Raw genomic sequence first — 15,351 nt, 5'->3', positions numbered from 1 at the left:
GGGGTCTCATGCCTGTCTTCTTGGGGGTGGCAGGCATGATGGTGAACGCACTGGTTTTTCTGGCCACGCTCCTTGGCATGGAAGGCTTTGCGTTCGTGGCGCACAAATATGTGATGCACGGTTGGGGCTGGGGTTGGCATCGTTCCCATCATGAGCCCAGAGCCGGCTGGTTTGAGAAGAACGATCTGTACGCCGTGGTCTTTGCGCTGTTCGCCATTGTGCTGATCGCCCTCGGCAGCCAAGGGATGCACCCGCTGGAGTGGATCGGCGCGGGTATGACGGCCTATGGCTTCCTGTACTTTCTCGCTCACGACGGACTGGTGCACAAGCGCTGGCCTCTGCGGTATGTGCCGCGAAACGGTTATCTCAAGCGGCTCTATCAGGCGCACCTGATGCACCACGCTGTCTCGGGAAAAGAGCGCTGCGTTTCCTTCGGTTTTCTCTATGCACCGACTATTTCCAAGCTTCGCGAGCAACTGCGGAAACTGCATGACGGCCCGCTGCACAAGCGTGACGGGGACGCTGCCACAGGTCAGCCCGACGCTCAGGCCAGCGACGACCACGCGAACTGACGGCGCGCCACAGCCCGGCAAGCACCAAACGTACTTTATCCAGTTTCGTGGTAGAGACCCGCGTGTCCCAGGCATGCGCACCGCGTTTTTTGACATTCATGCCGATCTCTCGGTAAACGCCGCTGGCCGTGGCCACCGCCCACGCCGAGCGCCAAGGCAGGGAAGACAACCCGGCGTGCGCGCTGACGTAGAAGGGCTCCGCCATATCAATCAGTCGCTGCGCCAGCACGGCCAAAGAATCTCGATACTGAATATCAGCGAGATGCTGTTCGGGAATCGACAACTCTTCGAGCCAGTCCCGCGGCAGATAACAACGGCCGACGCGGGCATCTTCGACGATGTCACGGGCGATGTTGGTCAGTTGAAATCCCATCCCCAGATCACACGCGCGATCCAGCGTCGGTTCATCGCTGACACCCATGACCTGGGCCATCATCAGTCCGACAACGCCCGCCACGTGGTAGCAATAGTCCAGGGTGTCGTCGATGTAATCGTATCGCCGTTGCTGAACATCCATCGCAAAACCGGACAAGTGCTCCAGCGCATAAGTCTCTTGAATTCCGTGGCGAATCACCACGTCGCGAAACGCCGCAAATGCCTCGGTTTCAACGGGAAACCCTGCGTAGACCGCCTGAGTCTGCGCGACCAGCCCCGCGAGTCGATGGTTGACCTCTTGCTGCCCGACGACCGTTGCCGAATGCCCGGCCTCCTGGCCGTCGATCACGTCGTCACAATGCCGACACCAGGCATAGAGCATCACCGCACTGCGGCGTGTCGCCGGGTCGAACAGGCGCGACGCCGCTGCAAAACTCTTCGAGCCTACCGCGATGCTTCTCGTCGCATGATCGAGCAACCGCTGATCGTGCGCGTCGATAACGTTCACAGGTGCAAGTCCTCCAGCATCAGGCCCGCAGTGGCTTTGGCCGAGCCGATCACCCCCGGCACCCCTGCGCCGGGATGCGTGCCGGCACCGACCAGGTAGACGTTGCCCAGGCTCGCGTCGCGATTGTGCGGTCGGAACCAGGCGCTTTGGCTGAGGATCGGTTCGAGGGAAAACGCCGATCCGAGGTGTGCGTTCAGCTCGCTCTGAAAATCATCGGGCGTAAAAACGCGACAGGTCACCAGGTCCTCGCGCAGGCCCGGGATGTAATGTTTTTCGAGGTAGTCGAAGATCCGGTCCCGATAACGAGGTCCTTCAATCGACCAATCGATGGGCGCGTTGCCCAGATGCGGCACCGGCGACAAGACGTAATGGCTGGAGCAGCCCGGCGGCGCCAGGCTCGGGTCAGTGACGCATGGCGCGTGCAGGTACAGAGAAAAGTCCTCGGCCAACGCGTCACCCTTGAAGATCTCTTGAATAAGCGCCCGATAGCGTGGCCCGAAACACACCGTGTGATGCTGCAACTGGGGCTGTGGTCGTTTGAGACCAAAGTGAATGACAAACAGCGAGTTGCTGTAGCGCTTGCTCTTGAGCCGGGTACTTTCCTGCACGCCTCTGGGGTGCGCACCGAGCAGCTTGGCGTAGGTGTGCATCACATCGGCATTTGAGGCGACGCTGTCGGCCTGAAATTGCCGACCGTCCGCGAGACGAACACCCGTGGCTCTGCTCTCCTGGATCTCAATGCTCGCGACATCGGCGTTGAGCTCCACCCGGCCACCAATGTCTTCGAACAGCTTGACCAGCGCGTTCACCAACGCGCCCGTGCCGCCTTTGGGAAACCAGACGCCCCACTCCCGCTCCAGCGCATGGATGAGGGTGTAGATCGAGGAAGTCGAGAATGGATTTCCTCCCACCAACAACGAGTGAAAGGAAAATGCCTGGCGCAGTTTGTCATCTTCGATGAATTTCGAAACCATCGAATAGACGCTGCGCCAAGCCTGTAACCGCGCAAGCTGCGGGCCAGCCTGGATCATGTCGCGAAACGACAGGAACGGGACAGCGCCCAATTTCAGGTAACCCTCGCGAAAGACCGCTTTCGAATAGGCCAGGAACCTCCGGTAACCCGCAACATCGTTGGGATTGAAGGCTGCGATCTGCCGATCCAGCGCTATTTGGTCGTTGGCGTAGTCGAATCGCGAGCCATCTTCCCAACACAACTGGTAGAACGGCGACACGGGAAGCAGCTCGACGTAGTCGCTCATCTGCTTCCCTGCTGCGGTAAACAGCTGCTGGATCGCGGTGGGGTCCGTGATCACCGTGGGCCCGGCATCGAAGGTAAAACCCTCGTCGTGGTACACGTAAGCGCGACCACCGGGTTTGTCACGTTTCTCCAGCAACGTGGTCTGAACGCCGGCGGCCTGAAGCCTGATCGCTAACGCCAGCCCCCCAAATCCCGCGCCAATCACGATGGCTTTTTTTGCGTCGGTCATTCTCGGTTCTCGTAGTGTCTGGGCAAGTAACGGAGCATCGCGTGCATGGCCTCCTTGACGGGTACGGGGGGTTTGCCGGAGACCACGCGCAGCTTGTCCCACAAGCTGCTGTCGCCAGCATAGAACCGGCTGATCAGCCCCTCGGACAGACCATAGAAACGCTGCATCACCTGCCAGCGATCCTGAGGTCGCCCGGCCAGAAACAGCATGCGGTTGAGCAGGCGATAAAAACGCTGGCGGCGCCAGGCCTGATGAGCGAATGCGCGCATGCCCGTGGCCAGTGACTCTGCATCCAGATTGCGTCGCTGCGCGATCCAGTCCGCCAGGCGTACGGCATGAGGCAATGAATAGCCGGTGGTGCAATGGAACAACCCGGCGCGCAATCCAGAACGCGGCTGCCCCTCAGCCTCGTCCCAGAAACTGGCGAAATCGCCCGCGAGGGTGATCGGCAACACCCCCTGCTCTTCGCGCAGACAGGCAGCCACTGTCCAACCCTGCTCGCGTACGTACTCGCTGATATTGGCGCGCAGTCGTTCGCCCGAGAGCGCGTGCCGATCCACATAATGCGTGTCTTCTACCAGTACGGTATCCGGCGTAAACGGCAGGACGTAGACGAAGCGGTAACCCTCTCCCTGGGCCACTCGCGCATCCATGATGATGGGCGCTTCGAGTCCATGGGGCGCTTGTAACTGGAGGAGCTGGCCCAGAAATGCCTGACGTCCCAGCACCAGGTGCCGGCTTTCTTTCACCCCGCGACCGTCGATAACGGCGTCGGCTACAAGCCGCTCGCCGCTTGCGAGTGATACCGAGCGCGGGCTTACCTGCACAATGGTTTGGCCTGTGCGCAAGTCATCACCCAATGCTGCACCAATGACCTTCACAAAGCGCTCGGAGGTAACACTGGCATAGCCCGAAGAAAGACGACGCGAGCGCGCCGGGAAATGCACGTCGTAGCAAGGCCATCGGTGCACCACCAGCGGCGCGATCCACTGATGCTGCGCCGGGTTGAGATCGCCATCGTGAAACGACCAGGTGTGATTACCGCCGATTCCCGCCTGCTGCTCAATACACAGCACGCGCAGCTCGGGCCGTAATTGTTTGAGCCGCCAGGCGATCAGACCGTTGGCCAAGCCTGCTCCAGCAAGAATCAGATCATGCTTCATGGGATTCCACCCGCCATTGCAGGCTTGCCGCTACGGATAACCGTTTCGACGATGTCAGCCGCGCGTGGGGTGCCGCCAGCCTGTTCCAGCTCCTGCGCCAGCCGCTGTAGCGGCGCGACGGGATAATCGAGAAGCTGAACCAGCGCATCGTGAATTTTTCCGGCATGGGCACGACGGCTCAGTTGCAACCCTGCACCGGCATAAATGACCCTGGCTGCAACGCCGGGTTGGTCGAACCCGATTGGCATGACCAGCATGGGCGTACTTGCCTTGATCGCATCCATCACCGTGTTCAGGCCGCCATGGGTCACCACCGCGTCGGCCTTTTCAAGCACCCACTGTTGTGGCGCGAAATCGGTAACCCACGTGGCGCCGAGGCGCTTGAGCCGGTTCTCTTGCGCAGGACCAAGGCCACCGCAGTGCGCGACCCATAACTGCGCATCGAGACGCGCGCATGCCTTGGCCACACGACGAAACATGTCCATGCGCCCGCCCTGAAGCGTTCCCAGGCTGGCAAAGATAAAGGGGCGCTGAGGGTCGATCTCCCACTCGCCTGCCAAAAGCCGGCTCGGCGTACGCAAGGGGCCGACAGCGTGAAAGGTAGTCGGCAGCTGACGGCGGGGCAGATCGAACCCTGCAATCGTCTGACTGATCTGGGCGTAAGGTGAAAGACATTGGTGGAGGCCATCGCGCGGCTCGAGGGCAAATCGTCGGCAGGCTTCGCGAATGACATCGCGCAGAGGCCGCATCAGCCAGTCATACACCCGCTGACTGCCTTCGTACATCCGGCGACTGCGTTCATCAAGGCGATAAGGGAATGGCATGACGGCCAGGGGAATCTGCGGTTCGCGGTTGACCGGCAGCGCGCAGGCGACAGAAATGAACGGCAGATCCAGGGCCTCTGCAACCAGACCACCGGCCGCCTCCATCTGATCACACAGCAGCGCATCGATACCTCTTTGACTCAATGCACCCGGCAGTTCCGTGCACAGCATTGTGCTGGTCGCGCATAAATCACGGATGACGCCACGCAGGCGCAACGGGTTGTTCGAGGTGGCGGCCCTCCGCAACACCCGGTCCAGACTGCCGGGTGGATGGCTGACGGCACCGACGGCATGAAAGCCTATTCGCGGATCCGCCAGCCAGCGCCGGGCATCGGCCTGCTGAAAGAACGTGACCTTGTGGCCACGTTCGATCAACTCCGACGCCAGCGCCTGGAACGCCTGGAAATGGCTGTAGAAAGCGGGCGCGACGACGCCGAAATGACTCATGGATGAAGTGGCAACGATGGTTCGGTTGGTAAGAGGCGCGCGTTTCGCAATGCCGCCAGATCCGCCGATCCCGTGCAGAAGCAGGCGATCCTCAGTTGCCTGATGACGATCTCGAAGTGCTCGATGACCGCTGCCGTCGACAGGGTTGCGTCACGAAGAACGCCCGCCGCCTGGCCGATCAGGTCGGCACCCAGGCAAATGGCCTTGGCGGCGTCAACGCCGTTGCGGATCCCCCCGGACGCAATCAGGGTCATATCGGGGAGTGCCTGCCGGACCATCCTGAGGCTGGTGGCGGTGGGAATGCCCCAGTAGGTAAACGCGACGGCCACCTCCCGATCGATGGGCCGCACTGCGCGTTCGGCCTCGACAGCGGCCCAGCTCGTGCCGCCAAGTCCCGCGACATCGATGACCTGCACCCCGGCGCGGGCCAGCGCCACAGCGACCTGTGCCGATATCCCGGCGCCTACTTCCTTGACGATGACGGGCACGCCGACAGACTCGACGGTACGACGAATGGCTTCCAGGACGCCGCGCCAGTTTCTGTCGCCTTCCGCCTGCACCGCTTCCTGCAGGGGATTCAAATGGATGATCAGCGCATCGGCCTGCAGTGAATCCACAGATCGACGCGCCAGATCGAGGCCATCGCGTTCCAGCAGTTGAGCGGCACCGATGTTGCCCAATAACGGGACATCAGGCGCCAGGCGGCGCAGCTCGCGGGTCAAGCCCTGGTCGTTTCCGCTTCTGAGTCCCACTCGCTGCGAACCGACACCCATCGCGATGCCCAGCGCCTGAGCGGCCTCAGCCAGATGGCGGTTGATCGCAGCGGACCGATCCGCACCGCCGGTCATGGAGCTGATCAGCAACGGTGCTCTCAGCGCCTTGCCCACCAGGGCACTGCGCAGGTCGATGGTGTCCAGATCCAGCTCGGGCAGCGCACAGTGCTCCAATTGCAGGGCATCGAACCCGGTACCCACGCCATGGCGGACCGCGCGCCTGTCCAACACGATGTTCAGGTGATCGTCCTTGCGTCGACTCAGATCGCTTTCACTCATTACAAGCCCCAGATTGCTTGAATCATTTGATAGGCGGCGTGGTCATCTACCTGAGCAAACTTGTACAACAAAGGCAACTCACACAGGTTTTGTACAAGATTGACTCAAACTGAGGCACCCATGACGCGGAGTCGTTCCGCGTTTTTGGCGTGCGCAGGTCACAGGAACCGATCCAAACGGTCAATCGCTACCGCAGAGGTAAACATCCCGATGACAATGGACTCAGACGCCACCATCGATCAAGGTTCCGCCGAGCGTCTTTCCCAAGTGCGCGCTTCCATCGAGACGCGCCTGGAGGAGTTGCTGCCCGAGAGTGGCAATGAGCGGGATCTGGTCGCACTGGCGATGCGCGAATCCACGTTGGCACCCGGCAAACGCATGCGCCCTATCCTGCTGATGCTCACTGCCGAAGGGCTGGGGCACGAGGGCACCTGGGGGCTGGACCTGGGCTGCGCCGTGGAGCTGATACACGCCGCGTCGTTGGTGCTCGATGACATGCCTTGCATGGACAACGCATCGCTCAGACGCGGTCGGCCCACTGTGCATTTGAAGTTCGGTGAGGACGTTGCGATTCTGACCGCCGTCGCGCTGCTGAGCCGTGCGTTCGGCGTCATTGCCTCTATCAGCGATTTATCGCCAGTGGTCAAAACCCAACTCGTTGAGCTGGCGGCCAATGCGGTCGGCATGCAGGGCCTTGTGCGCGGCCAGTTTCAGGATCTGCGCGATGGCCAGCAATCTCGCAGCCCTGAAGAAATCGCCATGACCAACAACCTCAAGACCGGCGTTTTATTTGGCGCGATAGTCGACATGGCCTGGCTGATCACCAGTAGCGAAGAGACCATCAGGCCCACGCTGCAGACCTTTGCCATGGAATTGGGGCAGGCCTTCCAGATGTATGACGATTTGCGTGACAGATGCCCGGACAGCGATAAGGATCAAGGCAAGGATGCAGGCAAATCCACGTTCATTTCGCTCTATGGCGAAGACAAGGTCAGGGAGCAGCTGCATGTGCATCTTTCCAACGCCGAACTGAACCTTCGCAGAGTCTTCCGTGATGCCGACATGATCGCGAGCTACATGAAGATGGTCTTCAACAAAGCGGCGCTCACGGCCTGATCAAGGCTGCGCGCGTTCAGCGACGGCCTGCTTGAGTTGCGACCCGTCGGTGAACCGCTTCTCCTGCACCACCGCGCCATTGTTCAAGGTCAGCCATTGAACCGATTCACGGTCGCCGTTGTACTCACCTGCGACCCGGCCATCGCGATCCAGCAGAATCCTGTATTTGGCCGAACGCATCGCGGGCACGGCCACCAGCTTTATCAGCGACGGCATTTTCTCGATATCCGCGACATAAATCATATGTCGCGCTTCCAGATAGCCCGCTGGCGAGTCTTCGATCGCCGCGTTCACCAGCTTCGCTGCCGACATGCTACGGGCCACCAGCAGCACCTGCGCGTCGTCATCGAGCGTATAGGCCTTGTCGTTCTGGTCCAGCAATGTCCACTTCCTGACAGGCTGGATCGCGTTATCGGCCAACGCGCTGAAGCAGAGGAGCACCCCCGTCACGAGAACTAAACGCCGCATCTTTGAAAACCTGGATAACAAAAAGGATATGTATCTTATGCCAGCCGAACCCGTTTCGCTTGATCGTCCTCGGGCCTCGCGTGCCGGGTCTTTGGAAGGCGTCATTGCAGAAGGATGCGTCCTTGTGTGCGTGCCTGGTTCTGTGTGATTTCCCCGAACTCCTCCCGATGGCAGGTTTCACATGAACATGCTTCCGGCGCTTCGAAGGAATGAGGGTATGCAAACGCTAAAAATAGCGACGTTCAACATCAACGGGATTGGTGCGCGGCTGCCCAATCTGATCGCATGGCTGGAACGTGAGCAACCTGACATTGTGTGTCTGCAGGAGCTCAAGGCACAGGATAAGGATTTCCCGGCACGTGAGCTTGAGGCTGCAGGCTACGGCTCGCTGCACCTGGGCCAGGTATCGTGGAATGGTGTAGCTATCCTGGCCCGTGACTCCGAGCCACTGCTGATCCGAAAAGGTCTGCCAGGGGAGGAGGAAGACACTCAGGCCCGTTATCTGGAAGCGGCTGCTCACGGTGTCATCGTTGGGTGCCTGTATTTGCCTAACGGCAACCCGCAGCCGGGACCGAAATTCGAATACAAACTCAGGTGGTTCGAGCACCTGATCGAGCACGCCAAAACCTTGCAGGCCAGTGATCATCCCGTCGTTCTTGCCGGCGACTTCAATGTCGTGCCAACCGACGAGGACATCTACAACCCACGCTCATGGCTCAAGGATGCGCTGCTACAGCCCGAGAGCCGCGAGTGCTATGAGCGACTGCTCGCGCAGGGCTGGCTGGACTCTTTGCGACACCTGTATCCAGATGAGCGTGTTTACACCTTCTGGGATTATTTCCGTAAGCACTGGGAGAAGAATTCCGGCTTGCGTATCGATCATCTGCTGCTCAATCCGATGCTTGCCCCTCGCCTCCAGGATGCTGGAGTAGATGCCTGGGTGCGAGGAGAAGCCCACCCCAGTGATCACGCCCCTACCTGGATCCAGATCGGCAAACCGCAGGCCGATCCGCAGAAAAAGGCTAAAAAGAAAGCCAAAGTTGCTGAGACGGCACCGGCAGAACCCAGTGCGAACCTGAACGAATACAACCGCAAGCGTGACTTCGAGGCCACACCGGAGCCATCCGGTGCAGCGAAAACCAAGCGATCCGCGAAAACCGCCGCACTGCAATTTTGCATTCAGAAGCACGATGCCACGCGCTTGCATTACGACTTTCGCCTGGAACTCGACGGCACGCTGAAAAGCTGGGCGGTGCCCAAGGGCCCATCCCTTGATCCGCAAGCAAAACGCCTGGCCGTGCATGTCGAAGACCATCCGATCGACTACGCAACCTTCGAGGGCAACATTCCTGAGGGGCACTATGGGGCTGGTGACGTCATCGTCTGGGATCGCGGCATCTGGAAACCGTTGTCCGATCCTGCGCAGGCCTATGCCAAAGGCCGGCTCAAGTTTGAGCTTCAAGGCGAAAAACTCAACGGTGAATGGAATCTGGTCAAAACACACATTCCGGGCAAACAGGAGCAATGGTTCCTGATCAAACATCAGGATGAATTTGCCAGGCCCGAATCCGAATATGACATCGTCAAGGAACAGCCCGACAGCGTGCTGAGTGAACGGACGATTGTGCCGAAAAAACGCGGCGGCAAGGCAGCCTCCCCGAAACCCGTGGAAAAAGTACCGGCCCCAAGAAAGAAGCCTGCCAACGGTAAGCTCACCGGAGCCCAGTCGGCGGAACTGCCTGACAGCATCAAACCTGAGCTAGCGACCCTTGTCGAGTCGGCCCCCGAAGGTGACTGGCGCTACGAGATCAAGTTCGATGGTTATCGGGTAATGGCCCGTGTGGACGGCGGTAAGGTGCAATTGTTCACGCGTAATGGGCACGACTGGACACACAAGCTTCCGCGTCAGGCCGAAGCCATCGCAGGGTTGGGACTGGAGTCCGCCTGGCTGGACGGCGAGATGGTCGTCGCCAATGAAGACGGCGTTCCTGACTTTCAGTCGCTACAGAATGCGTTTGAATCCCAGCGCAGCGGCAACATTGTCTACTACCTGTTCGACCTGCCCTTTCTCAACGGCATGGATCTACGTGAAGTGCCTGTCGAACAGCGCCGCGCGGCCTTGTCCAAAGTGCTGGAACGCAGTGAGGACGAGGTCCTCAGGTTCTCGGAAGACTTTGGCGAAACCCCTGACGCGTTGCTCAACAGTGCCTGCCAGATGAAGATGGAGGGGCTGATCGGCAAACGGGTCGGCAGTGCCTATGTGTCCCGCCGCAGCGACGACTGGATCAAGCTCAAGTGCAAACGACGGCAGGAGTTCGTGGTGGTCGGCTACAGTGACCCCAAGGGCGCGCGGAGCAAATTCGGTGCGCTGCTGCTGGGCCTGCACGACGCGGACAGCGGTGAGCTGAGGTACGCGGGCAAGGTGGGGACGGGTTTCAACGAAGTCACGCTGAACACCATCTACGATCAGCTCTTGCCGTTTGAGATCAAGAAGGCTGCCGTGGTCAATCCACCTACGGGTTTCGAGGCCAAGGGCGTGCACTGGCTCAAGCCGGAACTGCTGGCGGAGGTCGCCTTTGCCGAGATTACCAAGGAGGGGTCGGTCAGGCACGCGGTTTTCCAGGGCTTGCGCACCGACAAACCGGCAAAGTCGATCATCGAGGAGCACCCCGCTCCGCCTCCCGCCGCCGAAAAGCCCGCAACCGCAAAAAGCGCCAAGTCAAAGGGGGCCAAGGCCTCCCCCCGCGCAAAGGTCGGAACAGAGTCCGCCACGACCAGCGGAAAGATCCGTCTGACCCATCCCGAGCGCATCATCGACCCCACCAGTTCCGCCACCAAGCGCGACCTGGCCGACTACTACATCGGCATATCAGACTGGTTGCTACCCCAATTGGCAAATCGGCCAGTGGCGTTGGTTAGAGCCCCCGAGGGCATTACCGGCGAGCTGTTCTTTCAGAAAAACGCTGATCGCCTTGCGATTCCCGGCATCGAGACCATGGGCAAGGAATACACGGGGCACCCGGTCATGCTCATCAACAATATCGAGGCGCTGGTTGGCGCGGTGCAGATGAGCGCCATGGAGCTTCACACGTGGAATGCAGTCTCAGATGATCTGGAACGTCCGGATCGTTTCATTCTCGACCTCGATCCAGATCCCGTCCTGCCCTGGAAAAGCATGGTCGAAGCGACGCAGCTGACCTTGGCGGTGCTTGAAGAGCTGGGCCTGAAAACCTTCCTCAAGACCAGCGGCGGCAAAGGAATACATCTGGTGGTACCGCTTACCCCCAAAGCCGACTGGGACGCGGTAAAGGACTTCAGCCACGCGATCGTCAAGCACATCGCCAAGCTCTTGCCTGATCGCTTCTCGGCGGTTTCCGGCCCCAAGAATCGTGTGGGACGCATCTTTATCGACTACCTGCGCAACGGACTCGGCGCCACCACCATCAGCGCCTACTCGGTTCGTACGCGCGAAGGCCTTCCGGTTTCGGTGCCGATCTTTCGCGAGGAGCTGCTTGAGATCAAAGCCGCAAATGTCTGGAACATCCACAACATCCACGAACGATTGGGGGAGCTGGACAGCGACCCGTGGGCTGACCTCGGCGAAACACGACAAACCATCACCGCCGAAATGCGTCGGCGCGTGGGCCTCAAGTAACCAGCGTGGAGCCGCTGCCAGGTCGGGAAGCTAGAGAAGAAGAAGGCCCCCCATGATCGGTAAAACGACCTCCGCGATGCGGTTTATAAGGCGAGCTGTGACGGAGCTATTATGGGCGCGGGTTTTGACCCATACACCCCAATAGGCGTAGCAGCACGCACACAAAAACTCTATCAGAATGTGAGTGCCCCCCGAGTGTAATCAGCTGCATTTCAAGGATGCACCGAGTGCCGGGAAATAGTTTGGCGAACGGGTAATCTGCTTATCGGACTGGGCAATGTGCCTATCCGTGCAAGTTGCCCACGAGCCAGGCTTCGGAAGCCAAAAGTCGGATGGGCACCAAAGGCGAGTTATGAATCGGTGTCTGAAGGCCTTGAAGATGTGCAGCGATTCGTTCCGCGCTGGAACAACACCATGCCCCACAGCTACAACGGTTACCGAGCATCGGTAGCTGCGCGGGCTTGTCCTCAATGACACAGGCCTTAATCAAAGCCGGGGGCAAGCCCCGGCCACGTCCATTCGGTCAGGCGCCGAACGCACCGTCAATGGTATGCATTGCTCCTGTCACAAAGCCTGCTTCTGGACCGGCCAACCAGGCCACCATTGCGGCCACCTCTTCAGGACGTCCGTGACGTTTGATTGCCATGAAGCTGTGCATCAGGTCCTTCATCGGGCCGTTCGCTGGATTGGCATCTGTGTCGATCGGTCCGGGCTGCACGATATTGATCGTGATACCGCGCGGGCCAAAATCCCGAGCCAACCCTCGCGCCATTCCTTGCAACGCGGATTTGCTTAAGGCATAGGACGCCATGCCCGGCAAGGGCATACGGTCGCCGTTTACCGACCCGATTACGATGATGCGTCCGCCTTCAGGCATTTGCCGCGCCGCTTCCACCGATGCATGGTACGGCGCATGCACATTGATGCGGAGCAAGCGATCGATCGCGTCAGGGGCCTGTTCAAGCGCATCGCCGAAGATAGCTATGCCGGAATTGACCACCAGGACGTCCAAAGGACCGCTATCTCGGACCCTGGCAATAACCGCATCGCGGTCAGCGCTGTCGGTCGAATGCGCGCTGGCACCTGTTTCAGTGGCAAGCAGATGTGCCGCCTCAGGCGAGCCCGAGTAGGTAAATGCCACCTTCGCCCCATCGGCTGTAAATCGTTTTACGATCGCCGCACCGATCCCCCTACTTCCACCAAGCACCAGTACTGATTTATTTTTGAAATCTGACATGATCATGCTCCCGATTAATGTAGTGAATGCTACAATAATTAATCACCCCCCTGTCAAATACTTTTGTAATCATGACTACAAAAACATCTTCTGTTCGTGGCCGACCACGCCGGTTCGATCCGGATGAGGCGCTCGTCACTGCCCAGCGCCTATTCCATGCTCAAGGCTACGACGGTGTCAGCGTTACCGATCTGACCAAGGCACTTGGTATCAATCCCCCCAGCTTCTATGCGGCGTTTGGCAGCAAGGCGAAGTTGTACGCGAAGATCCTTGATCGGTATGCGCTAACCGGGGCTGTGCCTTTAGTGCAGATCCTCAGGGCTGACCGGCCGTTGGCCATCTCGCTTGCGCAAATACTCGAGCAGGCTGCGCGCAGCTATGCAGCCGATCCCTTGGCCACGGGTTGTATGGTTCTGGAGGGCACGCGAAGTAACGATCTGGAGGCGCGTGAGGCAGCCTGCGGCTTTCATCTTGCTGCGCAAGACGTCATTCGAAACAGCATCGCCGAGCACTATCCACTGGAAGCTGATCGGCTGGCAGACTTTGTCAGCACCACCATGGCTGGACTTTCGGCCAGCGCGCGCCATGGACAAAGCCTGGACCGGCTCCTGGCTACGGCACGGCTCGCCGGTCTGGCGATAGCGCAGGTTCTTCCTGCCTTGACCACCTCGAAGTCGAGTGGGCGCTCCGATTCCGGCTGAGCTAAATCTCGGCCCCTAGAATTAGCCCGATGAACGGTGATAAATTCGATCAATATGACTTTTAGCGTCTAAGGGCGAGGCAGCACAGTCTTACCGCCCTGCGGCTCAGCAGCACTTGGAAATATTCGCAGTCTCGTTCACCCTCAATCCCTAGACGCTTTCTGGAAAATGAATCGAAGCGAGAACTCCGCACTCGGTACGGGCTTCCCGAACAAATACCCTTGTGCTTCCAAACAATCGTTGGCGGTGAGGAAATCGACCTGCGCCTGAGTTTCTACGCCTTCAGCAATGACTCCCAGACCAAAGCTTTTGCCGAGATAGATGACAGCCTTCACGACCGCAGCATCTCCTGGGTTGGTGTTAAGGTCGCGAATAAAGGAGCGATCAATTTTCAGACGCGTAACAGGATATTGCTTCAATAAGCTCAGTGAGGCGAAGCCTGTACCGTAGTCGTCAAAGGCGAGTCCGACCCCAAGTTCTCGCAGCCCATTCAAAAGCCGCACTGTCGACTTATCCCGACGCAAGAGGATGTTCTCAACAATTTCAAGTTCAAGCGCCTCGGGCGGGAGTCCTGTCTCGGCGAGCACCTCTCTGACTACAGCGAGGAGTCGCCCTGAACGCAGTTGTGCCTCAAACAAGTTGACGCTGATGCGAAAATCGGGAGCCTCCACCCGCCATTTGACAGCTTGCTTGCAGGCGGTACGCAAGGCCCATTCGCCCACAGCGGCTGCTAAAGGCTTCTCCCTCAACACGTCCATGAATGAAGCGGGGGAAAGCAAACCCCGGGTGGGATGACGCCAACGCATCAGCGCCTCGGCACCCGTTAGTTTATGTGTACCTGTCGCTATTTGCGGCTGATAAAAAAGTTCGAATTCACTGTTTTCGAAGGCAAGTCGTAATTCGCGCTCAAAGGTACGCCGTGCGATAGCGACCTCGCGAAAGGCTGGCACAAATAGCTCGTAACGCCCTTTACCTGCGGCTTTGGCTTTATAGAGTGCCAGATCCGCGGCACCGAGCAAGTCCTCGGAACGACGCCCATGTATTGGGGCGAATGACAGACCGATACTGACGCCGATAGAAATTAATTCCCCAGCGAATTCATACGGTTTCGAAATGGCCAACACCAATTGCTCAGCCAAAGTCTTAGCCGCTCGTACATTATCACCGGCCATTAAAGCGACAAATTCATCCCCCCCAAGCCTCGCTAACATGAGGGCATCTTTACAAATGGACTTCAGACGCAGCGCGACATCTTTTAGAACAGCGTCGCCCGCGGAATGACCAAGTGTATCGTTGACCTCCTTGAAACTGTCGAGATCGAAAAGGAGAACAGTCGCTGGCTCACCGGCATCGAGTGTAGCTGTTAGAGATGCGCGCCAGGCGCTTCGGTTATGAAGATCAGTCAACGGGTCAAGCGATGCCAGTCGAAACAAACGCTCTTCATTCTGACGGCGTTCGGTAATATCACGCACGATGGCTCCGACACTGGTGTTGTCCCCCTCTCCCCAAGTCGATAATGAAAATTCCGCAGGAAATTCGCTCCCATCTTTGTGCAGACCCGATAGCTCAACAGTCTGGTCGGCAAGCTCTATCTTTTCGCCGTTTCTCAGCCGTTCCAGTTCAGCGTCATAGATAGCCCGCCAGCTTTCTGGAACGACTACGGCGCCCGACTTACCCGCGATCTCACTCGCTGAATAGCCAAAAAGCTTTTCGGCTGCGCGATTCCAGAACGTGATTTTTCCATCG

12 protein-coding genes are annotated in these 15,351 nt (G+C 59.0%); 4 read left to right on the top strand and 8 right to left on the bottom strand.

All coding sequences use genetic code 11. From position 1 onward, the window contains the following. The first annotated feature begins 35 nt into the window (after window positions 1-35). Window positions 36-572, top strand: a complete 537-nt coding sequence (locus tag CE491_RS26405; RefSeq protein ID WP_110951476.1) for a sterol desaturase family protein — start codon at window positions 36-38, stop codon at window positions 570-572. Here the strand turns inward: CE491_RS26405 and CE491_RS26400 are convergent. Genes CE491_RS26400 through fni form a run of 5 tightly spaced genes read right to left on the bottom strand, consistent with a single transcriptional unit; the run spans window position 454 to window position 6,428 of the window. Continuing rightward, entirely contained in the window at window positions 454-1,455 is a 1,002-nt protein-coding gene (locus CE491_RS26400) for a phytoene/squalene synthase family protein (RefSeq protein ID WP_234407686.1), read from the bottom strand. The genes CE491_RS26405 and CE491_RS26400 overlap by 119 nt on opposite strands. Next, a complete protein-coding gene (locus CE491_RS26395) occupies window positions 1,452-2,942 on the bottom strand; it encodes a phytoene desaturase (RefSeq protein WP_110951265.1) in 1,491 nt (496 codons plus the stop codon). The genes CE491_RS26400 and CE491_RS26395 overlap by 4 nt, the downstream gene beginning before the upstream one ends. After that, window positions 2,939-4,105 carry a lycopene beta-cyclase CrtY gene (crtY, locus tag CE491_RS26390; protein WP_110951264.1) on the bottom strand — a complete coding sequence of 389 codons (1,167 nt, stop codon included), beginning with the start codon at window positions 4,103-4,105 and terminating at the stop codon, window positions 2,939-2,941. The genes CE491_RS26395 and crtY overlap by 4 nt, the downstream gene beginning before the upstream one ends. Further along, window positions 4,102-5,376, bottom strand: a complete 1,275-nt coding sequence (locus CE491_RS26385) for a glycosyltransferase (protein WP_110951263.1) — start codon at window positions 5,374-5,376, stop codon at window positions 4,102-4,104. Before CE491_RS26385 ends, crtY begins: the two co-directional genes overlap by 4 nt. Further along, window positions 5,373-6,428 (bottom strand): type 2 isopentenyl-diphosphate Delta-isomerase, encoded by a 1,056-nt coding sequence (gene fni, locus CE491_RS26380; protein WP_110951262.1) that lies wholly within the window; start codon window positions 6,426-6,428, stop codon window positions 5,373-5,375. Before fni ends, CE491_RS26385 begins: the two co-directional genes overlap by 4 nt. Before the next feature lie 210 nt (window positions 6,429-6,638). On the opposite strand from fni, the gene CE491_RS26375 reads away from it, so the two are divergent. Further along, a complete protein-coding gene (locus CE491_RS26375) occupies window positions 6,639-7,544 on the top strand; it encodes a polyprenyl synthetase family protein (RefSeq protein WP_234407685.1) in 906 nt (301 codons plus the stop codon). Here the strand turns inward: CE491_RS26375 and CE491_RS26370 are convergent, their stop codons facing one another. After that, window positions 7,545-8,012 carry a hypothetical protein gene (locus CE491_RS26370; RefSeq protein ID WP_110951260.1) on the bottom strand — a complete coding sequence of 156 codons (468 nt, stop codon included), beginning with the start codon at window positions 8,010-8,012 and terminating at the stop codon, window positions 7,545-7,547. It abuts the gene before it with no gap. Window positions 8,013-8,229: 217 nt separating this feature from the next. On the opposite strand from CE491_RS26370, the gene ligD reads away from it, so the two are divergent. After that, window positions 8,230-11,667 carry a DNA ligase D gene (ligD, locus tag CE491_RS26365; protein WP_110951259.1) on the top strand — a complete coding sequence of 1,146 codons (3,438 nt, stop codon included), beginning with the start codon at window positions 8,230-8,232 and terminating at the stop codon, window positions 11,665-11,667. 523 nt (window positions 11,668-12,190) lie between these two features. Here the strand turns inward: ligD and bdcA are convergent. Next, window positions 12,191-12,910: an SDR family oxidoreductase gene (gene bdcA / locus CE491_RS26360; protein WP_407681374.1), complete on the bottom strand. Its 720-nt coding sequence runs from the start codon at window positions 12,908-12,910 to the stop codon at window positions 12,191-12,193. Between the two features lie 65 nt (window positions 12,911-12,975). Between bdcA and CE491_RS26355 the strand changes: the two genes are divergently transcribed. Next, complete coding sequence (locus CE491_RS26355) at window positions 12,976-13,605, top strand: TetR/AcrR family transcriptional regulator (RefSeq protein WP_110951257.1); 630 nt, start codon at window positions 12,976-12,978, stop codon at window positions 13,603-13,605. Between the two features lie 143 nt (window positions 13,606-13,748). Here the strand turns inward: CE491_RS26355 and CE491_RS26350 are convergent. Then, on the bottom strand, window positions 13,749-15,351 hold a 1,603-nt coding region (locus tag CE491_RS26350), incomplete at its 5' end, for a sensor domain-containing protein (protein ID WP_110951475.1).

This window comes from Pseudomonas bohemica, from assembly GCF_002934685.1.
Classification (GTDB): Bacteria; Pseudomonadota; Gammaproteobacteria; order Pseudomonadales; family Pseudomonadaceae; genus Aquipseudomonas; species Aquipseudomonas bohemica.
The sequence above is the reverse complement of the archived record's forward strand: the minus strand, read 5'-3'. Positions and strand labels throughout refer to the sequence as shown.